Below are 22,670 nucleotides of genomic sequence, written 5' to 3'. Positions count from 1 at the left end.
AGTCAGTTAATCAATAAGAATGAAGGTGTGAGTATACCTTGCCTCAATCTCTGTCGCTATCGATACATGCAAGTGATGGGGGGATTGCGGTATAATCTCAGTAATTTCGCGACAGCGATTGCACCCAGATGAAAAATCATGGGCCAATAGGACGAGTGGGCGAGTAACGCATGTTTGAAAACTTATCAGAACGTTTATCCCGGACGCTCAAAAATGTGAGCGGCCGTGGGCGATTAACGGAAGACAATATCAAAGAAACCCTGCGCGAAGTGCGTATGGCGCTACTGGAAGCCGATGTCGCGCTCCCTGTGGTTCGTGATTTTGTTAAACGCGTCAAAGAACGTGCCGTTGGCATTGAAGTCTCTAAAAGCCTGACCCCAGGGCAAGAGTTTATCAAGATTGTTCAAGCTGAGCTTGAAGCGGTGATGGGCGACGCCAATGAAAAATTGGATCTTGCGGCGCAGCCGCCCGCAGTGATTTTGATGGCGGGCTTGCAAGGGGCGGGTAAAACCACCAGTGTGGGTAAGCTGGGTAAGATGCTTACCGAGCAAGAAAAGAAAAAAGTGTTAGTGGTGTCTGCCGATGTGTATCGCCCGGCGGCGATCAAACAGTTGGAGACCTTGGCTAGCGAAGTGGGGGTTGATTTTTTCCCGTCCAGCACTGACCAAAATCCAGTCGATATTGCTCAATCCGCGGTTGAGCACGGCAAGCTAAAATTTTATGACGTAGTGATCGTCGATACGGCGGGTCGTTTGCATGTCGATGACGCCATGATGGGCGAAATCAAAGACGTTCACCGCGCGATCAACCCCGTTGAAACCCTGTTCGTAGTAGACGCCATGACAGGCCAAGATGCGGCGAACACCGCCAAAGCCTTTAACGATGCATTGGCATTGACGGGTGTGGTTCTGACCAAGGTTGATGGTGACGCCCGAGGTGGTGCCGCACTGTCGGTACGTCATATCACCGGTAAACCGATTAAGTTCTTGGGTGTGGGTGAAAAAACAGACGCACTTGAGCCTTTCCATCCTGACCGGGTGGCATCCCGTATCTTGGGGATGGGCGACATGCTGTCGCTTATCGAAGATCTCGAGCGTAATGTCGATCAAGACAAAGCAGAGAAAATGGCCAAGAAGTTCAAGCAGAAGAAAGGCTTCGACTTGGCCGATTTTCGTGATCAGCTTGAGCAGATGAAGGGCATGGGTGGCATGATGGGCATGATGGATAAGCTGCCTGGCATGTCCAATGTGCCTGATAACGTGAAAGATAACGTTGATGATAAAATGTTCTTGCAGATGGAAGCGATCATTAACTCGATGACACCGCGTGAGCGCCAGCGTCCAGAAATCATCAAAGGGTCACGCAAAAAGCGGATTGCCGCCGGTTCAGGCACCCAGGTGCAAGACGTCAACCGCTTGCTTAAGCAGTTCACCCAAATGCAGAAGATGATGAAGAAAATGCAAAAAGGTGGCATGCGCAATATGATGCGCCAAATGAAGGGCATGATGCCACCCGGTGGTGGCCCCGGCGGCCCTGGCGGATTCATGGGTTAATCCGATTCGATATTTTGCTTGTCAGCCCAGTGCTAGCAGGCTTGATAACTCGCTGTGAGGCTGGGGACAGCTGGTGGAAATTTGACTAAACCAGTTGCATTCACAGCAATAAAGAGTAAAATTCCCGAGCTTTATTTTGGCACGAGGCCCCGCATTGCTTACGCGAAACGGGGCCAATTTTATTAAGTAATGCAAATGAGGACGATATGGTAACCATTCGTTTGGCACGTCATGGCGCGAAAAAACGCCCATTTTATCAAATCGTTGTAGCTGACAGCCGCCAGGCGCGCGACGGTCGCTTCATCGAAAAAATTGGTTTCTTCAACCCTGTTGCTCAAGGCCAGGAAGAGAAACTACGCCTTGACCTGGATCGCGTAAACCACTGGGTTAGCGAAGGCGCAACGGTTTCTGACCGTGTTGCTAAGCTAGTCAAAGACGCAGCGCAAGCGGCGTAATTGATCAGTGTCAGGGTTAAAAGAAGAAATGAGTGAGCAAGAGACGATTGTCGTTGGCAAGCTAGGCTCGTCGTACGGCATACGAGGCTGGCTCAAGATTTTTTCTTACACTGAAGATGCTGAAAGCATTTTTGCCTACTCACCCTGGTTTATCCAGGTGCGCGGGCAGTGGCAACGTTTCGAGGTCGAAGACTGGAAACGCCACAATAAAGGGTATGTCGCCAAACTTACGGGGCTGGATCAGCGCGAAGACGCGCAGATGCTGACCAACGCTGAGATTGCAGTCAGTGCACAAGCGCTTCCTGCTTTATCAGATCAAGAGTTTTATTGGCGTGAGCTGTTTGGTATGGACGTGGTGAATGCAAAAGGCTATCACCTCGGCACTGTGACTGACATGCTTGAAACAGGCTCGAACGACGTGCTTGTCGTTAAAGCCAACCTGAAAGATGCTTTTGGTAAAAAGGAACGCTTAATTCCGTTCCTTGAAGAGCAGGTCATCAAGTCGATTGATCGCACTGCTCAACGGATCGAAGTTGACTGGGATCCTGGTTTTTAAACTCCAACAGTAAGCGAGCGGAAATATGTGGGTTGGCATTATCAGCCTGTTTCCAGAAATGTTCCGAGCGGTCACTGATTTTGGAGTCACGGGCCAAGCGGTAAAAAAAGGGCTGTTAAACGTCGAAACGTGGAATCCGCGTGATTTCACCCACGACAAACACCGTACGGTCGATGACCGACCTTACGGCGGTGGCCCGGGCATGTTAATGATGGTAGAGCCTTTGCGCGATGTGATTCATGCCGCTAAACAAGCCGCAGGCGATAAAGCGAAAGTGGTTTACCTCTCTCCGCAAGGGCGCAAGCTCGATCAAGCGGGGGTCGAGTCGCTGGCGAGCAATGATAAACTTATTTTGATTTGTGGCCGGTACGAAGGGGTAGACGAGCGCATTATTCAAACTCACGTTGACGAAGAATGGTCAGTGGGAGATTTTGTGCTTAGTGGGGGCGAGCTGCCCGCGATGACGTTAGTCGATGCTGTTGCTCGGTTTGTACCGGGTGTGCTAGGCGATATGGCGTCAGCAGAGGAAGATTCCTTTGCCAATGGGTTGTTAGACTGCCCACACTACACGCGTCCTGAAGTGTTAGATGGGTTGGTGGTACCAGAGGTGCTAAAATCCGGTAATCATAAGGACATTCGTCGCTGGCGATTAAAACAATCGCTAGGTCGCACTTGGTTACGACGACCAGAGCTCCTGGAAAACCTAGCTCTGACTGACGAACAGGAATCACTACTTGCCGAGTTCATCAAAGAACATCGTGCAAGTGCCGAATCAAATTGAGTTTCAGTTTATTCTAGGGTTATAAATAATGAGTAACATCATCAAGCAGCTCGAAGACGAGCAAATGAAAAAAGACCTGCCTGAGTTTCAAGCAGGTGACACTGTCCTGGTACAGCTTAAAGTAAAAGAAGGTAACCGTGAGCGTCTGCAGCCATATGAAGGTGTGGTTATCGCTAAGCGCAATCGTGGTCTACACTCTGCATTTACCGTACGTAAAATGTCTAGCGGTGAAGGTGTAGAGCGTACTTTCCAAGCCCATTCGCCAGTTATCGACAGCATTACTGTTAAACGTCGCGGTGCAGTACGTCGTGCCAAACTGTACTACCTGCGTGAGCGTTCTGGTAAGTCAGCTCGAATCAAAGAGCGTCTTAACAAGAAGTAATCGCCCCTATGGCGTTTATTGCTCAAAAGCCCGTCCTGTAGGACGGGCTTTTTTAATGGCCAATCGGCTCATTCACACCACACCCTTCACCGCCCTCACCACTTAATCCTGTTTACAACCGTTTATCTGCACCGGCGACCACTCGCCGTTAAAGCGCGTGTATTCGACAACGCAATCGGCAAAATGGCATCTGTCCCCTACTAAAAGATTGGCAGCAGCGCTGCTAACGACACGGAGAGCAATTATGTCCTGGTTTTTACTTTGCGTAGTGACCTTGATTGTCGGCTACTTTACCTACGGCACTTTCATTACCAAAATTTTTGGGCCAAAACCGCAAAAAGCGACCCCGGCCATGAGCATGAACGATGGTGTGGACTTTGTGCCACTGTCAGATAAGAAAGTATATCTGATTCAACTGCTTAATATTGCTGGCCTCGGTCCGATTTTTGGCCCAATACTCGGTGCGTTATATGGCCCTGTTGCCATGCTATGGATTGTGTTTGGCTGCATTTTTGCCGGCGCCGTGCATGATTATTTCTCTGGCATGCTCAGTGTGCGTGCCAATGGCGCATCTGTCCCTTCTGTCGTGGGCGAGCATTTCGGTAACTTAGCTAAACATTTTATGAACTTCTTTGCGGTGTTACTCTTGATGCTGGTGGGCGTGGTGTTTGTGCTCGGTCCAGCCAAGTTGTTAGGTAGCCTGTCAGAAATGAGCGTGGCGCTGTGGGTGGGCGTTATCTTTGCCTACTATGTATTGGCCACCGTGGTGCCGATAGACAAAATTATTGGCCGTTTTTATCCTATATTTGGCGCTTTGCTTGTCTTTATGTCGGTGGGCTTGATTATCGGCTTGGCCGTGAGCGATCACAGCTTCTACAGCCAAGGGCTCGATTTTGCCACCAACTTCCATCCGACCGATCTGCCACTATGGCCATTACTGTTTATCACCATCGCTTGTGGTGCGGTATCAGGCTTCCACGCCACCCAATCGCCATTAATGGCGCGTTGTATGCAGAATGAAAAGTCAGGCCGGTTTATCTTTTATGGCGCCATGATTGGTGAAGGTGTGATTGCGCTTATCTGGTGTAGTCTGGGCTTAAGCTTCTATGAATCGAGTGACGCGCTTAATCAAACGCTCGCTAACGGTGGCCCGGCTGCGGTGGTGCATGAGGTTTCCACCTCGCTACTTGGCACGGTCGGCGGCATTATGGCGGTATTAGGGGTGATTGTGTTGCCGATCACTTCTGGCGACACTGCTTTCCGTTCTGCGCGTCTGATTATCGCCGACTTTCTGAATATTCAGCAAAAACCGATGGTGAAGCGCCTGATGATTGCGATCCCCATGTTTGTGGTCGGCTTTTTGATCACCAAAGCGGAGTTTGGCGTGATTTGGCGTTACTTCGGCTGGGCTAACCAAACTACCGCGATGATCATGTTGTGGGCCGCGGCAGCCTATCTTATTAAGCGTGATAAGCTGCACTGGGTATGCACCATTCCTGCGATGTTTATGACTGCGGTAACTGTCACTTATTTGGCCAATGCCGAAATCGGTTTTAGCTTACCAATGAATATCGCTACCATGATTGGTGTCGGGGCAACCGTTGTCGCCACGATTGGGTTCTTTATCGGTTATAAACCCAATTCGCAGTTAATCGCCAATGAAAAGCAGTTATAGGTAAGGCGTTATAGCTGATGGGTCTGCGCTCAGCTATATGACTGGTCTTCAAGCAATATTCAGTCAAATACGCTAAGATCTAAGCCTCAGTATTTACTGAGGCTTTTTTATGAGGGTAGGACAGGGTATGAAACAGACGTTTTTTTTATTATTCGCCGTTTTACTTTTGGCCGGGTGCGCTGCTTCTACCACCCAAGGCTTGGTTGACGATCAAAATTGGTATGGCTTGGGGGAGCAAGATGGTCAGCGTGGTTTGCCACAGCGATCCGTGAAAGATTTACAAACCCTGGCAAATAAAGCAACTGGGCCGATGAATGCAAATTATCTCGACTACGAGCAAGGCTACATCCATGGTATTGATGATTACTGCGATCCTGCTCATGCCTATCAGCTTGGGCTAGACGGAAATCCGTATATGGGCGTATGTGAAAGTCGGCCAGGATCTCAGCGTTTTAGAATGGAATGGCAGCGTGGTCATCACGATTCTCAAAGCCAATCTAATAGCCTATTTTATTGAGCACTGGCGTATAAGTCTGGGTTAGTTAAGCCCCAATTGATTTTTTAACGCTTTTAAGTAACGTCGGCTCACCGGCACAACATGCGCTGAGGAGGTAATCACCTCAGCAAGGCCATTGTCGAGTAAGCGGATTTCGCGGATAGCGGCGGGGTGAATCAAGTATTGGCGATGACAGCGTATTAAGGGGGTTTTGTCCTCCAAGACCTTGAGTGATAGGTGCGTGGTAGACTCGCCTTTTGCGGTGAGCAGTGCGACGCCACTTAAGGCGGTACGCGCAACTTCGACCTCTTGATGTGGGATCAATGTAATCCGACTGTGTCCCGCACAGGGAAGCAAATCCAACGTTGGTGTCATTGCTCGGTAGTCGTTTTTCTGGCGTAGCTCACGAGTGAGTTTTTCCAAGGATTTTTTTAATCGCACGGTTTCGACGGGCTTTAACAGGTAGTCGAACGCATTTTCTTCAAATGCTTGTACCGCATATTCATCATAGGCGGTGACAAATACCACCTTGGGCATGGTATCGGGATCGAGCATGGCTAACAGCTCTAATCCCGTCACTCGCGGCATTTGAATATCTAAAAACACCACGTCTGGACGGGTTTGATTGATGGCTTTCAGTGCGTCAATGGCATTGTTGCATTGCCCTATGATGTCAACACCGCCTACCGCTAGCAACTCGTCTTCCAACGCCTCGCGGGCGTACAGCTCATCATCAACAATCAATGCCTTAATCATGCCTCTCTCTCCTTATTGGGCGTTTGATATGTGAAGGGCAAAGTGACGGTTGCCCGTGTCCATATATCAGGCTGGCAGGTCATTTTTAGCGCATATTGGCCGCCAAACAACCCTCGTACACGCTTATCAACAATACGCATGCCGAGTCCTGAGTGTTGTGCTGCGGGTTGGTAAAGCCCGGCATTGTCTTCCACTTGTAAATACAGGCATTCGCCTTCTTGCCAGCCACGAATAATAATTTTGCCGTCTGCCATCAATTGGCTGATCCCATGTTTCACCGCATTCTCGACCAAAGGCTGTAAGGTAAAGCTTGGGATCACCGCGTGCAAGATAGCGGGATCAATCTGCTTCTCCACACTCATGCGATCGGCAAAACGGGCATGTTCGAGCTCTAAATAGGCATCGAGGTGATTCAGCTCTTGCTCAAGCGAGACGGTCTCGCGGTTTTGCTTAAGGTTACTGCGAAAGAAGGTCGATAGATGTTGGATCAATTGGCGTGCCCGCTCTGGCTCGCGTTTGACCACCGCACTAATCGTATTTAAGGCATTGAACAAAAAGTGCGGATTGACTTGGGCGCGTAATAGGTTTAATTCGGCCTGGGTGAGCAAACTTTGTTGACGCTGATAACGGCCGGTTAAAATCTGGTTCGAGAGCAATCGGGCGATCCCTTCGCCCATGGTGACATTAATGGCCGAAAAGAGCTTACGTTTTGGCTCATAAAGCTTCACCGTCCCCAGTACATAGCCATCGCCTCCGCGTAGTGGGATCACCAGTACTGATCCCAACTTGCAATAAGGAGAAAGTGAGCAGCAATAGGGGATATCCGCACCATCAATATAGATCAGCTGATCATCGGCAATCGCGCGACGGGTGTAATCAGAGGCAATTGGCGTACCGGGGAGATGGTGGTCATCGCCAATACCGGTAAACGCAAGGATCTTTTCTCTATCGGTAATCGCCACCGCCCCAACGCCGGTTTCTTGCTGAATAATGGCAGCGACTTGTTCACTGCTTTGTTGATTAAACCCGCTGCTTAAAAGGCCGACCGATCGTTCAGCAATTTTGAGTGCTTTGCTGGAAAATGCCGCTGAATAGCGCTCGAACAGGGTTTTCCGGTCGACAATTATGCTCATAAACATCGCCGCGCCAATAGAGTTAGCAATCACCATGGGGGCGGCAATCGCGCTAACCAGCTCATACGCGCGGCTAAAGGGCTCAGCGACCGCGAGGATAATCGCCATCTGCACTAACTCGGCAACGAAGGTTACCCCTAACACGACCGTGGGAGAGAATAAACGGCTGGTTTGATTGCGCGACACCAAATAGCGGTGCATTACGCCACCAATCAAGCCCTCTGCCGTGGTCGATATTGCGCAAGCTAAGTCAGTAAAGCCGCCTAAACTGTAGCGATGTAAACCGCCGGTTAGCCCGACCAAAAAGCCCACAAATGGACCGCCTAGTAATCCGCCCATGACTGCGCCGATCGCACGGGTGTTGGCAATTGCATCTTGAATCCCCAAGCCAAAATAGGTACCGAGAATGCAAAAGCCAGAGAAAAGAAAATAACAAACAACTTTATGCGACAGTCGCCCCGAAATACTCAGCAGTGGCATAAATGCCGGTGTTTTACTGAGCAAATAGGCGATAACCAGATAGACGCTCATTTGCTGAAGAAGTGAGAGAATTAGTGCCATAACGACCCACACAAAAAAACCAATGCGCTATAGTAACGGTTGCCGTTGTAAGACTCTATTGTAATCTCTAGTGTAAATTATTAATTACAGAGTAAATAAATAAGTACAGTTTGTATTGCTTTTAAAATATAGGCTGGTATTGTTTGTGTAAAACATGATGAACATTAAAGGCAAGGCTATGCAGCAAGATTCGGTGACCAATATTCATATCCGTGATGAGCAGGTGCTCTTGACGCCAGAGCAGCTTCGCGCGCAGTTCCCTATTGAAAAAAGTACCCGGGCTGCTATCAGTGAGGCACGCGAGACAGTGGCGGATATTATTCATAAACGCGATCATCGCTTGTTGGTGGTGTGTGGTCCTTGCTCTATTCATGATGTTGAAGCGGCGAAAGACTACGCGCGTCGTCTGAAAGCCTTGTCGGATGAACTCAGCGATCACCTGTTTATTGTCATGCGGGTGTACTTTGAAAAACCGCGGACCACTACTGGCTGGAAAGGGTTAATCAACGATCCGCATCTGGATGGCAGCTTTGATGTCGAATCTGGCTTAAAGCAAGCGCGTGGTCTGCTCACGGATTTAGCACAAATGGGGATCCCGTTGGCCACTGAAGCGTTGGACCCAATCAGCCCGCAATACATTGGTGATCTGTTTAGCTGGGCGGCGATTGGCGCACGTACCACCGAATCACAAACCCACCGTGAAATGGCCAGTGGTTTGTCGATGCCAATCGGCTTTAAAAACGGTACTGATGGCAATCTGGCCACCGCCACTAATGCGATGAAAGCCGCCGCGTCTGGGCACCGGTTTATGGGGATCAACCAAGCGGGCCAAGTGGCACTGCTTACAACGCAAGGTAACCCTAATGGGCATGTGATCTTACGTGGTGGTAAGCAAACCAACTACGATTCAGTCTCCGTCGCCGAATGCGAGCAGCAAATGGAAGCTGCGGGACTCAACCCGTCCCTGATGGTGGATTGTAGCCACGCGAATTCACGTAAAGATTACCGCCGCCAGCCATTGGTGGCAGAAGATGTGATCCATCAAATCAAACAAGGTAACCGCTCTGTCATTGGTCTGATGATCGAAAGCCATCTTAACGCGGGTAACCAATCGGCGGATTTGTCTAAAGATGAGATGGAGTACGGTGTGTCGATCACGGACGCTTGCATTGATTGGGCGTCTACCGAACAATTGTTACGTCATGCTCACCAAGAGCTGGCAACCTCTCTTCAACAACGTACTCAACAGGACTAAACCATGGTGGCGGAACTCAGCCGACTGCGCGATCAAATAGACGATGTCGATAAACAAATGGTGAGCTTGCTCGCGCGCCGTTTAGAGCTGGTAGCAGAAGTGGGGGAGGTGAAAAGCCAGCATGGCTTGCCCATTTATGCACCGGACCGTGAGGCGGCGATGCTCGCTTCGCGTCGTCAAGAAGCACAGTCGCAAGGGGTGCCACCGGATTTAATTGAAGATGTGCTGCGTCGCACCATGCGTGAGTCTTACAGCAGTGAAAATGACTCTGGCTTTAAGTGTCTAAACCCAGATTTACGTCAGGTGGTGGTGATTGGGGGTAAAGGCCAGCTGGGTGGCTTATTTGCTCGCTTGTTCCGTTTGTCGGGTTATCAGGTTGCGGTGCTGGATAAAGAGGATTGGGAGCATGCCGATGCCCTGCTGGCCGATGCGGGGATGGTGGTGGTCTCGGTGCCGATTGACGTCACGGAAACGGTCATTAGTAAACTGACCCAGCTGCCAGACGATTGCTTATTGGTGGATCTCACCTCGGTGAAATCCGGTCCGCTACAAGCGATGTTATCCGTGCACTCCGGTCCAGTGGTTGGCCTGCACCCCATGTTTGGCCCAGATGTCGCCAGCCTTGCCAAGCAGGTGATGGTGTATTGCGATGGCCGACACCCTGAGGCGTACCAATGGCTGCTAGAGCAGTTTCGCATTTGGGGCGCCGGGTTAAACCGGATCAGTGCCATTGAGCATGATGAAGGCATGACGCTGATCCAAGCGCTGCGTCACTTCACGTCGTTTGTTTACGGGGTCCATTTGGCAGAAGAAAACCCCAACTTAGACCAGCTGACAGCGTTGAGCTCACCGATTTATCGCTTAGAGCTTGCCATGGTGGGGCGCTTGTTCGCTCAAGATGCGGGGCTGTATGCGGATATTATTATGTCCTCACCGCAAAACTTGGCGATGATCAAGCGTTTTTACCAGCGTTTTGGGGAAGCGATTGATTTGCTTGAACAGCACGACAAAGCCACCTTTGTCGATGCGTTTGCCCAAGTTGAAAACTGGTTTGGCGACTATGCCCCACGTTTTTTACAAGAAAGCCAAGGCCTGTTGCGACAAGCCAACGATGCGACTCACCGCACCGCGACCTAGGCTTATATAAACCGCTCCGACAATCGATGATAAATCTATACCGAAACCAGCCGCTTGGCTGGTTTTTTGATAGCGTAGAAATACCTTATCTGTCATAGATAGCAATGGAATAAAAATAATGAGGTCACTAGAGTGAGATCTTGATCCTAAAAAACATCATATCTTCAGTGAGGAGTGATTTTTCAATCGATTTTGTATTTATATATTGGTAGTGTTTTTCGGTTTTTTTATTGTTCCTTTACCTAAATACTAATTTAAATAAGAATTTTATGCAGAATAGATATTTTCCGTTAGTGGGTTTCATCTATATAGTGTTCAGCTCTTCTTTGTTATTTTCAATGTCTACAGTTGGAGACTATGTTGAGCACGCTATTAATTTCATATCACCTGTTGTGATGTTTTTTGTCATTATCGCATTATATTCAAAGTATCGAAATATAGTCATTTTTAGCGATTTAGAGTGTAGAATTATCGCTTTATCATATGTTGCAATAACTATTGCTGACTATTTATACCCCATTTTAAGATATTGGGATCAGAGCTTTAGTTCTAGTCATTATTCTCTTTTTTTAATCGAGGTTGGTATTAATGCTGCGATAGCAAAGGTCATTATAAAATGAGTATGAATTCTAAGTCACTTTTAGGCTCTATATCTAAAGCATCTCCTTTGGCTACACCTTTGGAAATGATGTATGGACTACTAGAAGACAAAAAAGATGCAAATGAAAAATATAATGCTTTAATTCCTATACTACATGATGCTTTATCGCGCGGGTGTCGATTTGAGTCTAAGGAAATACAATCAATTGTTAAAATACTTAGAGATATGCCTCCTGCTGGAGCTAGAAGAAATAATTTTGAAAAATTATACTTGAAGGATGAATACACGTTAAGAAAACTGCCTAAGGACGCCAGAGATATTCCATATGGACATTGGTATTAATAATTAAAGCCCACATCGTAGGCTTTTTTTATCGGTAACTTATGATTATTCGTTGCTGTCCGGCAGCGATACCTCGGTGGGAGAAATGGTCTCTGACGGGTAGCAGCCGAGCACCTTTAGATAACGGGTAAGAGTAGTGAGTTCGTCCAGCGCACTTTGCATCAGGTTGCTAGCCATATTGGCCTCAACATCGACGTAAAACATCTCTTCCCACGGGTTACCGAGCACGGGCCGAGATTCAAGCTTGGTCATATTGATGCCACGCTCGCGCAATACCATTAAACACTCCACCAAGGAACCCGCTTGTTGTGACGTCGACATAATAAAGGTGGTCTTGGCAGGGGTCAGTGATGATACTTTAACCGGCTTACGAGCCACGACAATAAATCGAGTGTGATTTTGCTGTTGGTTGGCAATCTCGCTCTTAATCGCGGTTAAACCGTAAAACTCACCACTGGCAGCATGGCCAATCGCGGCCACATTAGGCTGGTCTAAATCCGCCACTTGTTGCATGGCTTCAGCGGTGCTGGAGCAATAAATCTTCTTCACTTTACCCAAAGTATCAATGTATTCGCTGCATTGCTGGTGCGGTTGTGGGTGGGCATACAAGGTATCAATTTGGTTTGGGTCTTGGTCGCCGACAGTCAGCAGGCAGTGGTCGATAGGCAGCGTAAGCTCACCGACAATCGATAAACGTGTGTGCTGCAGCTGATCGTACACTTCGTTGATTGAGCCAGAGCTGGTGTTTTCTACCGGTAAGATACCATAGTCGGCATGGCCGGTTTCTACCGTTTCTACCACCTTTTTAAAGCTGTCACAGGCCATCTCCACCAGTTCGGTTTGCTTGCGGCTAAAGTACTGGCGCGCGGCGAGGTAGGAGTATGAGCCTTGGTTGCCCAGGAAAGAAACTCGTGCCACCGGACGCTGATTGTCGGGATTAGCGAGGTTTTGTAAATAGCGTTGCTGAATCAGCACCGAGTCTTCGATAATGGTGTGAAACAGGCTCAGCACATAGTGAGCATCTAACTGGCGATCTTGCGCTTTGGTCACCAGCTTTTCTAATAAGGCTTGCTCACGGGCTTGATCGCGAATCGGTTTTTGCACCGCGACTTTGTTTTTGGCGACGTCTAGGCTTAAGCGACGGCGCTCGGCCAATAGTGTCAGCAGCTCTTGATCAAGCTGGCTTATTCGCGTGCGTATCTCATCCAGTGGGCGTGGTGTGTCTGACATAAATTATCCTTGTTCTAATACAAAAAAACCTCCCGGTTGGGAGGTTAGTGCGCCAGGCTGATTGGGCTTAGCACGCTTCCTCCCGCGTTGGCGAGATAAAAAAGAAGCGAAAAAAACGAGCGTCAATCAGCATTGGGCGTTGTGTTGTTATGTTTGCGTATGGATTAACCATATTGGGCGCAGGCTGGCGTGTCAAGGATCAAAAAGCCCCGCGAAGACGGGGCTAACATGTTTAGCGATTTAGGTGTTGCGCTGAGGGTTAGATTTCCTCGTCGGTTGGATTTTCTTCCATCGCAACCGTCGCAGCAGATTTATCATTGCGACGTGCTTCGCCTTTGTGTTGGACCTTATTCAGTTGCTTCTCGAGCTTTTGGCCCACATCATTAATTGCTTTGTACATGTCATCGCTTTCTGCTGAGGCAACCAGCGTTGAGCCCGGCAACCCAGCTTTGGCTTCGACTTTAAACTGGTGGTTTGGCTCTTTACTGATCACAGCGTGAGGATTGATGAGTGCCACCTGCCACTTGGCCAACTTATCAAAGCGGCTTTCGATGCGCTCACGGATGGCGGGAGTGATTTCGATGTTTTTGCCTGCAATTTCCACTCTCATACTCGTTCCTCTTTGTTCCCCTGTATTAGGTTCATCTTTAGATTACCGCTTTACGCCATTGATAACGTGACTTGGCTCATGTTTAAAGGGGGGGGAGTTTTTCGATAGGAGGATCTGTGAGCATTCGCGAATCCTGACACGGAAAAGAGGCAAAAAGCCTTGAACTCACAGATGAAAATGCTAAGTTGGGAAGGGCCACGAATGCTGATTACTTGCCAATCAGGGCCCGCTCGCGCCCATCCTCCATCCTGATTTTTATTAGCGGTCAAAAGTGTGCCACAAATACATGTGGGTCACTGTGTTGAATCTGCTTCATTGATGGCGCGTTGAGAAAAATCGCATAAAAAGGCGGCTTTGAAAGCCGCCTTTGACGTAGTCACACTGACATCGCCGGATCAGTTATTGGCGTGTAGCTCGTGGTTGAGCTCGACCGCACTTTTGTTGGTCAGACACTCAACCGCTCCTGTTTTTGAGTTACGGCGGAACAGTAGATCCGCTTTGCCCGCCAAATCACGCGCTTTGATACTTTCTACTGCTTTTCCATCAGCATCTAGCATGGTTACCTTAGTGCCCGCGGTCACATACAGACCCGATTCGATGGTACAACGATCGCCCAATGGGAAACCAAGACCCGCGTTGGCACCTAATAGTGAATTCTCGCCAATCGATACGACAATTTGGCCGCCGCCACTGAGGGTACCCATAATCGATGCACCGCCGCCAATATCGCTGCCTTGACCGACCATTACACCCGCAGAGATACGGCCTTCAATCATGCTTTTGCCTTCGGTGCCCGCATTGAAGTTGATAAAGCCTTCGTGCATTACCGTGGTACCTTCACCGACATGGGCGCCCAAGCGAACGCGGGCGGTATCGGCAATACGCACACCGGCAGGTACCACGTAATCGGTCATTTTCGGAAACTTGTCGACGCATTCAACGGTCAGTGTTTCGCCTTTCAGACGTGCTTCCATTTGGCGCTCAGATAGCTCAGGCAAGTCAATCGGGCCTTGATTGGTCCAAGCAATGTTGTGTAGTAGGCCAAAGAGCCCTTCTAGCACCACACCATGTGGTTTCACTAAGCGGTGTGAGATCAGTTGAAGCTTCAAAAAGCCTTCTGCAACCGATGCAGGCTTGCTGTCATTTTCGAGGATCACCAGCACCAGCGGTTGGGTAGTTTGTTGTGCCATGTTGGCGAAATGAGCGGCCTCTTTAGCGCCAGCCGCCGCGAAGGCTTCACTGATAGCACGGCAGGTTTCTGGTGCAATCGCTACTACCTGATTACCCGCGTCGTAATCTGTCAGCGCGCTTAATGCACGGACAAGATCATCGCTCGGGTTAAGAAGCGGAGCCGGGAAAAAGGCTTCAATGATTTTTCCGTCCTGGTTTTGGGTCGCGGTACCGAGTGCCAGAGCAAAGCTTGCCATTGGGGGAGATCTCCTTATAGAAATTTGGGCTTAAAACATCGAACGCTTCATCTTAAAGACAACCGCCAGCGGTTGGAAGTACTCAACTGAACGCCAAGGTAAAATCCCACACAGGTCGGGGCACTGATTCGTGTTGATGCATAGCGTGGGTGATACCTTGCGAGTGAAATACAGGTTCAGCGCATAAAAAAAGCAAGCCAAGTGGGCTTGCTCTTTCGCGGATGCCAACAGGATCAGCAATGGGAGTGCTAGGCAGCGTCAGCGTCTTTGCTGTCGTCGCTACTTTCATCCATTTTACTGTCACTCGCTTTCGCCGGTTTTTTCTTGACGGCTTTACGTTTGGCGCCCAGCGCCTCGAGGACCGAGTCTTTGTGTTGAGCAAGGTATAGCGACAAGGCTTCACGCTTTTCTTCGTCGTCTACTAGTTCGCTTTCTCCAATCAAGTCGAACATCGCATCTGCCATATCCAACATTTTATCGTAGGCATCGGCTTCGGCTTTGGAGGTAAATGTCATCTTTTCTTCTCCCTCGCGTTCGACCACGTACTTGACGATAACGGCCATAATTACCCTCTCTTCGTTGATTTACTGTCTTTTTATACAGTAGGATAAGGGCCATTGTCTACCGACCCTGCCGTGATTGTGACATGAGAGAAAAATTTAGCACCATTTATCAACGTGCCGCCGATCGCAAAGGTGGTCAACGAGAATTAGAGCGCATGCTGGTGGCACCGCTTGAACATCAGGCACTGTGTGAAATACCGGATGATCGCTGGTTAGCAGCGTTTAGCCAGAAGGTATTTCAATCGGGCATTAGCTGGCAGGTGGTACGCAAAAAGTGGCCGGGATTCGAAGAGGTTTTTTGGGGATTTGATATCGACAAAATGTTGTTGATGCCGCCAGAAATGTGGGAAGAGAAAGCGACGAACCCCGCGATCATTCGCCACTTAACCAAGGTGATGACCATTCCACACAATGCGGAAATGATCCACCGCGTGCAGCAATCGCATGGCAGTTTTAGCCAGTTTGTCGCCGATTGGCCCAGCGAAGATATTGTTGGTTTATGGCAGTATTTAAAAAAACACGGTAAGCGTTTAGGCGGTAATACGGGTGCTTATACCTTGCGCCGAATGGGCAAGGACACCTTCTTGTTCACCCGCGATATCGAGCACTACCTGCGCGCGACTAAAATCGTTGATAGCGGCCGAGAGACCAAGCGGGCGATGCAAGCCGCGCAACAGGCATTTAATCAGTGGCAGCAAGAGTCGGGCCGTTCACTGAACCATATCAGCCAGCTGATTGCCTTCAGTGTGGGTGATAATCGCGTTTAATCGCTCAGCGATTTGCTGTGCTATCACACGGTTAGCAAGTCGTGTGCAAGGTCGCGGCGTGTCGGTGGCGATTTGCGCTTATCACGGCAATCGGCCACAATCGATGCCAGTTATCTTTCCCATGTGAGCGCCTTGTGTTTACTGTTTATCACTCTAATCGGCTCGATCTGTTAAAATCGCTGTTGGTCTCCCTGATCCAACAGCGACCGCTGTCCGATCCCTTTCAAAAAGAACTTATTCTGGTGCAAAGCCCCGGCATGGCGCAGTGGTTAAAAATGGCACTCGCCAACGAGCAGCGGATTGTCGCTAACGTCGAATTCCCGCTTCCCGCCACCTTTATCTGGCAGTTGTTTGTGCGGGTGTTGGATGGCGTGCCTGAGCGCAGTGATTTCAATAAAGAGGCGATGACATGGAAGCTAATGGATATTTTACCCAGCTGCCTGGATGCGCCTGAGTTCGCTGATTTAGCCGCGTATTTGGAAGATAGTCAGGATCAGCAGCGTGCTTATCAGCTGGCCGAAAAAGTGGCCGATATTTTCGACCAGTATTTGGTCTATCGCCCTGAGTGGGTGTTGGCATGGGAGCAAGAACAACCGGTGCCTGAGCTTGACGATGTGCAACCTTGGCAGCAAAAACTGTGGCGTCGCTTATATGATCACACCTTGGCGCTGGGACAATCGCCTTACCATCGCGCTAACTTGTATCAAGAGTTTATCGACACCTTAACCAGCCATCAGCACAAACCTGCGGGGCTGGCTGATATTGAGCGGGTCTTTGTGTTTGGCATCTCGGCGCTTCCACCACGCTATCTGGATGCGTTGCAAGCCCTAGGTGAGCATGTGGAGGTGCATTTTATGTTCACCAACCCATGCCGTTATTATTGGGGCGACATTCGCGACAAGCGCTATCTGGCTAAACGTGCCGCATTGGAACGGGATAAAATCAGCCGAATTGAAGACATCCCCGCCGAGAGCCAATTGGCACTGGGGCTTGATGAGCCCGAGCACGGTGAAGTAGGGAACAGCTTGCTGGCGTCGATGGGAAAACTGGGGCGCGATAACTTACTGCTGCTCTCGGAAATGGCCTGTAATGAGATTGATAGCGGCTTTGTCGAGGTCAACCGCGATAATCTGCTGCATCATCTCCAAGCCGATATTTTGGATTTGAATGAGCCGGGTGATCCCAAGCAAACCGAGACCAGTGCGGCGAAAACAGAAATCGAGCCAGATGATGCTTCCATCGCAATCCATGCCTGTCACAGCCCGATGCGCGAAGTTGAGGTGCTGCACGATCAGCTACTCGCGATGTTTGAGGCTAACCCATCACTGAGCCCCCGCGATGTGATTGTGATGGTGGCGGATATCAATGCCTACAGCCCCGCCATTCAAGCGGTGTTTGGTAATGCGCCTCGCGAGCGTTTTATTCCGTTTTCCATCTCAGATCGCAGTGCCGATCAAGAAAGCCCGGTGTTAGCCGCCTTTTTGCGTCTGCTCACCCTGCCTGATAGTCGATGCAGTGCGGCGGAGCTATTGGAAATTCTTGAGGTGCCGGCGGTCTCGCGCCGTTTTTCCATCGACAGCCAACAGTTTGATCAGATTAAGCAGTGGGTGGAAGAAACCGGCATTCGCTGGGGGCTTGATACCCATACCGCCAGCCAGTTTGCGTTGCCAGAGCAATATCAAAACACCTGGCTGTTTGGCCTGAAACGTATGTTACTTGGCTATGCGATGCCGAGTGAGGCTGGATTGTTTGCAGACACCGTGCCTTATGATGAAGTCCAAGGGCTTAATGCGGAGCTGGCGGGGCGTTTAGGGCTGTTTATCGACACCTTAATTCACTACCAGCAGCAACTGGCGATTGAATGCGATGGCAAGACGTGGGTGGCGCGGTTGACCCAAATGCTGGATGACTGCTTTGCCATTGAAGGGGATGAAGAGTTAGCGATAAAGCTTATCCGCACCCAGTTGGACAGTTGGCTGACACAGCTCAGCGATGCCGCCTTTACCCATACGCTAACCTTGCCCGTGGTGCGCGATTACTTTAATGGTCGCCTCAATAACGAGCGAGTCAGCCAGCGCTTTTTGGCCGGGCAGGTTAACTTTTGTACCTTGATGCCAATGCGCTCCATTCCCTTCGATGTGGTGTGTCTGCTGGGGATGAACGATGGCGTGTACCCGCGCACTGTGCCCAGTGTCGGCTTTGATTTGATGGTCGGTCGCACGCGGGCGGGAGATCGCTCGCGCCGCGACGATGATCGATACCTATTTTTAGAAGCGTTGCAGTCAGCACAGCAGCGTTTGTATATCAGTTATGTCGGTCGCTCAGTGCAAGATAACAGCTTAAAAGTCCCGTCGGTACTGGTCACCGAGTTGCTTGAGTATTGCACCCAAGGCTACTGTTTGGCCGGTGACGGCGATTTACCCGAAGCGCAGTCACGCCAGCGGTTGGAAGAAAAGCTTATCCAGACGCATCCACTGACGCCCTTTAGCCCACAGGCGTTTGTTCATAGTGGTAGCTACGCGCAAGAGTGGCTACCGGCTGCTCAAGGACAAGGGACACAACTGCCAGCATTTATTGGCGATGCGTTAAGCCCTGATCCCGACAGTCACCAGGATCCTGTGATTGAGTTAGCTGAGTTGCAGCGCTTTTGGCGGTTGCCCGTGCGCTATTTTTTCCAACGCCGCTTGAAAGTCTTCTTTGAGCAGTTAGAAGCGCCGCTAGAAGAATTCGAACCCTTTAGTTTAGATACCTTGCACCGCTTTCAGCTGCGTGATCAGCTGTTAGCGCACTTTATTGAAACCGATGACAGTCCCCAAAGTGTGCAGGATTTTATGGCCCGACAGCGTGGCCAGGGCAAGTTGCCTTTGGCGTACTTTGGCGAACTGACCTTGGATACGCAAGTCACGGTGATCCGTGACATGTACCAGCGCTTAACGCCTTTGCTCGCCGCGCCGCGCCCTGATCTTGAGCTTAATCTGACTCTTCCTACTGCGTTGGGCGAGGTGCAAGTGCAAGGTTGGCTTAATCGGCGTTATCAAGACAGCTTGGTGCGCTTTCATTGCGGCGATCTGACCGTGCGTCATCAGCTTGCGGTATGGATTGACCACTTATGCCAATGCGCGATGGGCGAAGCGGTGCCGAGCACGTTGGTGGGCGTGAAAGAAACCATCGAGTTTGCCCCACTCAGTAAAGGTGACGCGCTTGCACATCTACAAGCCTTGGTTGAAGACTATCAAAATGGCCTGAATCAGCCGCTTACTTATCTGCCAAGTACGGTCGGGGCCGGGATAAAAGCCCGAGATGGCAAAAAAGGCTTTGATAACAGTGACACCGGCCAAGACAAAGCGCTGAAAGTGATGCGTGATGCCTTTATCGGGGGCTTTAATCCTGGTGAAGTCCAAGACCCTTATGTGTATCGCGTATGGCCGCAATGGCACGAGAGTCTCGGTCAAGCGCTATTAGCAACAGGCGATCAACACGTACTGCCGATGCTTGCGCAGCGACAAAAACGCTAATCACCAAAGGCGCCTCATAGGAATAGTGCGGCGCCGTTTCCCCCTCTATCCACTCTCTTTCCCACTCTTCTCCCTGTTAGCCAAGTCTATGCATGGCTCTTTTGTGGTTATTTACTCTTAATTTTTGACTTTATATTCATTTTGAGAGATTAACTACTAGGATAGAGAAAATGGGTGGCTCGTCGATACAACCATCTTTTTTGTCATGTTTGTTACCATTGTGTTGGTTAAAGATTGCACATTACGTTGCTCGTTAGGGGTCAATCTATTTGGGGTCTAAATATTTTTTAAGCGATCATTTTAATGCAGGGTTGTATTTTAATTTTGATTAAAATCAGTATTTTAGTTTTAATTTAATGATTAGAGGGCATCGTTTTTGTGTTGTTTACAGAGGCCTTTGTTCTGTTTTTTATTTGAACGTGTAATTAACTTAACGCACAATGTCATCGAAAATTCATATAACAAACCATGAAAAAAAGGATGTGCCTTCATGCATAAATTCTCAAAAAGCGCGGTGGCGACCTTGGTCTCTGGCCTTTTGCTGGGTGCCTCAGCGCACGCCGACGTCAGCATTACTCAAGGTAAGACTGCAATCCCAGATGGTGAGGCTACGCACGCCCAAGACATCACGGTAAAAAACGAGCATGTCGCGTTCGCATTGGCGGTTGAGTCTGCGCCACCATGGGGCGTGCCACGTGGTACCTTGGTGGATCTCGCGGCGGTGAAAAATGGCAAAATTGATCTAGACCGAGTCGCTTTTGCAGATTTCATCCCCAACAGCTGGTCAGCCTGGCCGAACGATCGCAAGTCGATTGAGATTGTTGAAGACAGCGATGAAAAAGCAGTGATCAAAGTGAGCCGTAACTTCGACAAAGTCGACATTACTACTTGGTATACCTTGGCTGCAGGCTCTGACGCGATTGCTCTTAAAACCGTGATGAATAACCAGGGTGAGGATGATCTCGAACTAGAATCTGGCCACACGATCTGGCCGGATACGGGTTATCAGTTCGCGGTACCAGGGCTTGAAGGCAATGAAGAAGCGATGGCGGACAATGCCCTCGCGGATCGCATGGTCGCGTATGACCGTGATTGGGCGTTTGCGCTGCATGCGCCTTACTTTGACCGCATTAAATACAACGGTCGCGATATGTATCTGGGTCACACGCTCAAAGCCGGTGAAAGCCGTACGTTTGAGTCTCAGCTACAGGTTGTCCCGAACGGTGACATGGCGCCGATTGTAAAAGCCGAAGCCGAACGTCATGGTGAAGCGACAGGTACCATTGAAGGTAAATTGCGCGCTGATAATGGGCAAGTGCCAAACGATGCCTTGGTAATGATTGAAAAAGACGGTCACCCTTACGCGTGGACGCTTGCCAAAGATGGCCAGTACAGCATGGAGCTACCAGCCGGCGAGTATCAGGTTTATGGTACGGCAACCGGCCATGCCAACAGTCAGTCGCAATCTATTAATGTGAGCGCTGATGGCGAGCAAACACTGAATTTCACCTCGCTAAAAAGCCCTGCGACCCTTGCGCTTAACGTAGAAGAAGCGGTGTCTGGCGTGGCTAAAGACGCACGTGTGACTATCATTGAAGGCCAAGCGCCACCGGTTGAATTCTTGGGTAAACGCACCTTCTTCACGGACTTGCTGCCTGCCGGCCATGCCGAGCTAAACCTAGCGCCCGGTGAGTATAAGCTGGGCATTAACGCCGGTGCAGGCTTTACCGCTGAATCACAAACCTTGGACGTGACGCTGGAATCGGGCAAAACCAACAAGCAGTTGGTTAAGATCCCACAGGTGACCTTCCCGAATCGCCACCAATGGTACGGGGCTGATTTACACCACCACGGCAATGTGCTGGAAGGGGTAACCCCACCAGAAATCGTGGTGCGTGCCCAGTTGGCAACCGACTTGGATCTGACCTTTATCAGTGATCACGACTCCACCATTAATCACAAAGTATTTGCTGATTTATCAGCAAAACGCGGCGTGCCTTTCATTCCATCGATTGAGATCTCGCCATCATGGGGTCACATGAACCCGTTCCCCATCGACAATGGCGCGGCGCTGACGGTCGATCCGGGTACTGATGACGTGCATACTCTGATTGATGCTGCACATGAGATGGGTGCAGAAGTGGTGCCGATGAACCATCCATATAACGATTATGGCTACTTCACCAATATCGCTAAGGATGCGGTGCCGGGCGGTAAGACCGACCGTTTCGACCTGATGGAGCTTAACGCACGTGTCGATAACGAGCCGACGCTTGAAAAAGCGCACAAGCTTTGGGATCAAGGCGAAGCCATGTACCTCACAGCCGGTACCGATACCCATGATGCGTGGAACCAGCTCACTGGGCGTATTCGTATGATGGCCAATGTTGATGGTGAGCTAACGCCGCTCGCCTTTGCCAAAGCGTTAAAAGCCGGTCACGGCTATGCCACGCAGGGGCCAATCCTGTACCCACAAAACATCATGTTTGGTGAAACCGCCAAAGCAGGTGATAAATGGGATATTAATGTGGTCGCCGCTGATGGCCTCAAAGAAGTGCGCTTAATCGGCCAAGGTGGTGAGGTGCTAAACAGCATCACCATTAACCCTGAAGAGAGCACACAGCGTCTTGAGCTATCACTGCCTATTCCTGCGGATGCAGAGGGTTGGATCAATCTAGAAGTGGAAGACAAAGACGGCAGCACGGCATGGACCAACCCAGTTTGGCTTCAGTCGTAAGTGTCGAGTCTCAATAAACGAACCAAGGCCAGCGATGCTGGCCTTTTTTGATCGTGATGTTAACCGGCGCAGATTGATGGTCTTGGTTAGAATATGTTTTACCCCAAGGGGTTGCTACAATAGCGGGCAGACTAGGCG

The 22,670-nt window shown here is 49.8% G+C and carries 19 protein-coding genes; 13 read left to right on the top strand and 6 right to left on the bottom strand.

Annotation, left to right across the window (positions count from 1 at the left end):
- The first annotated feature begins 170 nt into the window (after positions 1-170).
- The 7 genes from ffh to BZG76_RS00390 all read left to right on the top strand — a co-directional run bounded on the left by ffh (position 171) and on the right by BZG76_RS00390 (position 5,919).
- Positions 171-1,553, top strand: a complete 1,383-nt coding sequence (gene ffh / locus BZG76_RS00420; protein ID WP_077459766.1) for a signal recognition particle protein — start codon at positions 171-173, stop codon at positions 1,551-1,553.
- Positions 1,554-1,759: 206 nt separating this feature from the next.
- The gene (rpsP, locus tag BZG76_RS00415) at positions 1,760-2,008 is read left to right on the top strand and encodes a 30S ribosomal protein S16 (RefSeq protein ID WP_021022062.1); all 249 of its coding nucleotides are present in this window, start codon (positions 1,760-1,762) and stop codon (positions 2,006-2,008) included.
- 28 nt (positions 2,009-2,036) lie between these two features.
- Complete coding sequence (gene rimM, locus BZG76_RS00410) at positions 2,037-2,564, top strand: ribosome maturation factor RimM (protein WP_021022061.1); 528 nt, start codon at positions 2,037-2,039, stop codon at positions 2,562-2,564.
- 25 nt (positions 2,565-2,589) lie between these two features.
- Positions 2,590-3,345, top strand: a complete 756-nt coding sequence (gene trmD, locus BZG76_RS00405) for a tRNA (guanosine(37)-N1)-methyltransferase TrmD (protein WP_077459765.1) — start codon at positions 2,590-2,592, stop codon at positions 3,343-3,345.
- A 28-nt stretch (positions 3,346-3,373) separates the two neighbouring features.
- Positions 3,374-3,727 carry a 50S ribosomal protein L19 gene (rplS, locus tag BZG76_RS00400; protein WP_021022059.1) on the top strand — a complete coding sequence of 118 codons (354 nt, stop codon included), beginning with the start codon at positions 3,374-3,376 and terminating at the stop codon, positions 3,725-3,727.
- 244 nt (positions 3,728-3,971) lie between these two features.
- Positions 3,972-5,402 (top strand): carbon starvation CstA family protein, encoded by a 1,431-nt coding sequence (locus BZG76_RS00395; protein WP_077459764.1) that lies wholly within the window; start codon positions 3,972-3,974, stop codon positions 5,400-5,402.
- 127 nt (positions 5,403-5,529) lie between these two features.
- The gene (locus BZG76_RS00390; RefSeq protein WP_021022057.1) at positions 5,530-5,919 is read left to right on the top strand and encodes a DUF2799 domain-containing protein; all 390 of its coding nucleotides are present in this window, start codon (positions 5,530-5,532) and stop codon (positions 5,917-5,919) included.
- Positions 5,920-5,940: 21 nt separating this feature from the next.
- On the opposite strand, the gene btsR is transcribed toward BZG76_RS00390, so the two are convergent.
- A complete protein-coding gene (btsR, locus tag BZG76_RS00385; RefSeq protein WP_077459763.1) occupies positions 5,941-6,654 on the bottom strand; it encodes a two-component system response regulator BtsR in 714 nt (237 codons plus the stop codon).
- Positions 6,651-8,348, bottom strand: coding sequence for a sensor histidine kinase (locus BZG76_RS00380; protein WP_077459762.1), 1,698 nt, complete (start codon positions 8,346-8,348; stop codon positions 6,651-6,653). Before BZG76_RS00380 ends, btsR begins: the two co-directional genes overlap by 4 nt.
- Positions 8,349-8,526: 178 nt before the next feature.
- Here BZG76_RS00380 and BZG76_RS00375 point away from each other — a divergent pair, with 178 nt between their 5' ends.
- The 3 genes from BZG76_RS00375 (at position 8,527) to BZG76_RS00360 (ending at position 11,683) form a co-directional block, all read left to right on the top strand.
- The gene (locus BZG76_RS00375; RefSeq protein ID WP_021022054.1) at positions 8,527-9,603 is read left to right on the top strand and encodes a 3-deoxy-7-phosphoheptulonate synthase; all 1,077 of its coding nucleotides are present in this window, start codon (positions 8,527-8,529) and stop codon (positions 9,601-9,603) included.
- 3 nt (positions 9,604-9,606) lie between these two features.
- The gene (tyrA, locus tag BZG76_RS00370; protein ID WP_077459761.1) at positions 9,607-10,740 is read left to right on the top strand and encodes a bifunctional chorismate mutase/prephenate dehydrogenase; all 1,134 of its coding nucleotides are present in this window, start codon (positions 9,607-9,609) and stop codon (positions 10,738-10,740) included.
- Positions 10,741-11,356: 616 nt separating this feature from the next.
- Complete coding sequence (locus BZG76_RS00360) at positions 11,357-11,683, top strand: hypothetical protein (protein ID WP_021022051.1); 327 nt, start codon at positions 11,357-11,359, stop codon at positions 11,681-11,683.
- A gap of 45 nt (positions 11,684-11,728) precedes the next feature.
- Here the strand turns inward: BZG76_RS00360 and pheA are convergent, their stop codons facing one another.
- From pheA to BZG76_RS00340, 4 genes are all read right to left on the bottom strand, one after another.
- Positions 11,729-12,913, bottom strand: coding sequence for a prephenate dehydratase (gene pheA, locus BZG76_RS00355; RefSeq protein WP_077459760.1), 1,185 nt, complete (start codon positions 12,911-12,913; stop codon positions 11,729-11,731).
- Between the two features lie 259 nt (positions 12,914-13,172).
- A complete protein-coding gene (hpf, locus tag BZG76_RS00350) occupies positions 13,173-13,523 on the bottom strand; it encodes a ribosome hibernation-promoting factor, HPF/YfiA family (protein WP_021022049.1) in 351 nt (116 codons plus the stop codon).
- Positions 13,524-13,918: 395 nt separating this feature from the next.
- Entirely contained in the window at positions 13,919-14,950 is a 1,032-nt protein-coding gene (gene dapD / locus BZG76_RS00345) for a 2,3,4,5-tetrahydropyridine-2,6-dicarboxylate N-succinyltransferase (RefSeq protein ID WP_077459759.1), read from the bottom strand.
- Positions 14,951-15,198: 248 nt separating this feature from the next.
- Complete coding sequence (locus BZG76_RS00340; RefSeq protein ID WP_021022047.1) at positions 15,199-15,513, bottom strand: YebG family protein; 315 nt, start codon at positions 15,511-15,513, stop codon at positions 15,199-15,201.
- 83 nt (positions 15,514-15,596) lie between these two features.
- On the opposite strand from BZG76_RS00340, the gene BZG76_RS00335 reads away from it, so the two are divergent.
- From BZG76_RS00335 to BZG76_RS00325, 3 genes are all read left to right on the top strand, one after another.
- Entirely contained in the window at positions 15,597-16,280 is a 684-nt protein-coding gene (locus BZG76_RS00335) for a DNA-3-methyladenine glycosylase I (RefSeq protein WP_077459758.1), read from the top strand.
- A gap of 134 nt (positions 16,281-16,414) precedes the next feature.
- Positions 16,415-19,795 carry an exodeoxyribonuclease V subunit gamma gene (gene recC, locus BZG76_RS00330; RefSeq protein WP_077459757.1) on the top strand — a complete coding sequence of 1,127 codons (3,381 nt, stop codon included), beginning with the start codon at positions 16,415-16,417 and terminating at the stop codon, positions 19,793-19,795.
- 490 nt (positions 19,796-20,285) lie between these two features.
- On the top strand, positions 20,286-22,532 hold the full coding sequence (locus tag BZG76_RS00325) for a CehA/McbA family metallohydrolase (protein ID WP_077459756.1): 2,247 nt from the start codon (positions 20,286-20,288) through the stop codon (positions 22,530-22,532).
- Positions 22,533-22,670: the final 138 nt, after the last annotated feature.

This window comes from Salinivibrio sp. AR647, from assembly GCF_001995415.1.
GTDB lineage: Bacteria > Pseudomonadota > Gammaproteobacteria > Enterobacterales > Vibrionaceae > Salinivibrio > Salinivibrio costicola.
Note: the sequence above shows the minus strand (reverse complement) of the source record. Positions and strands in the feature narration are given on the sequence as shown.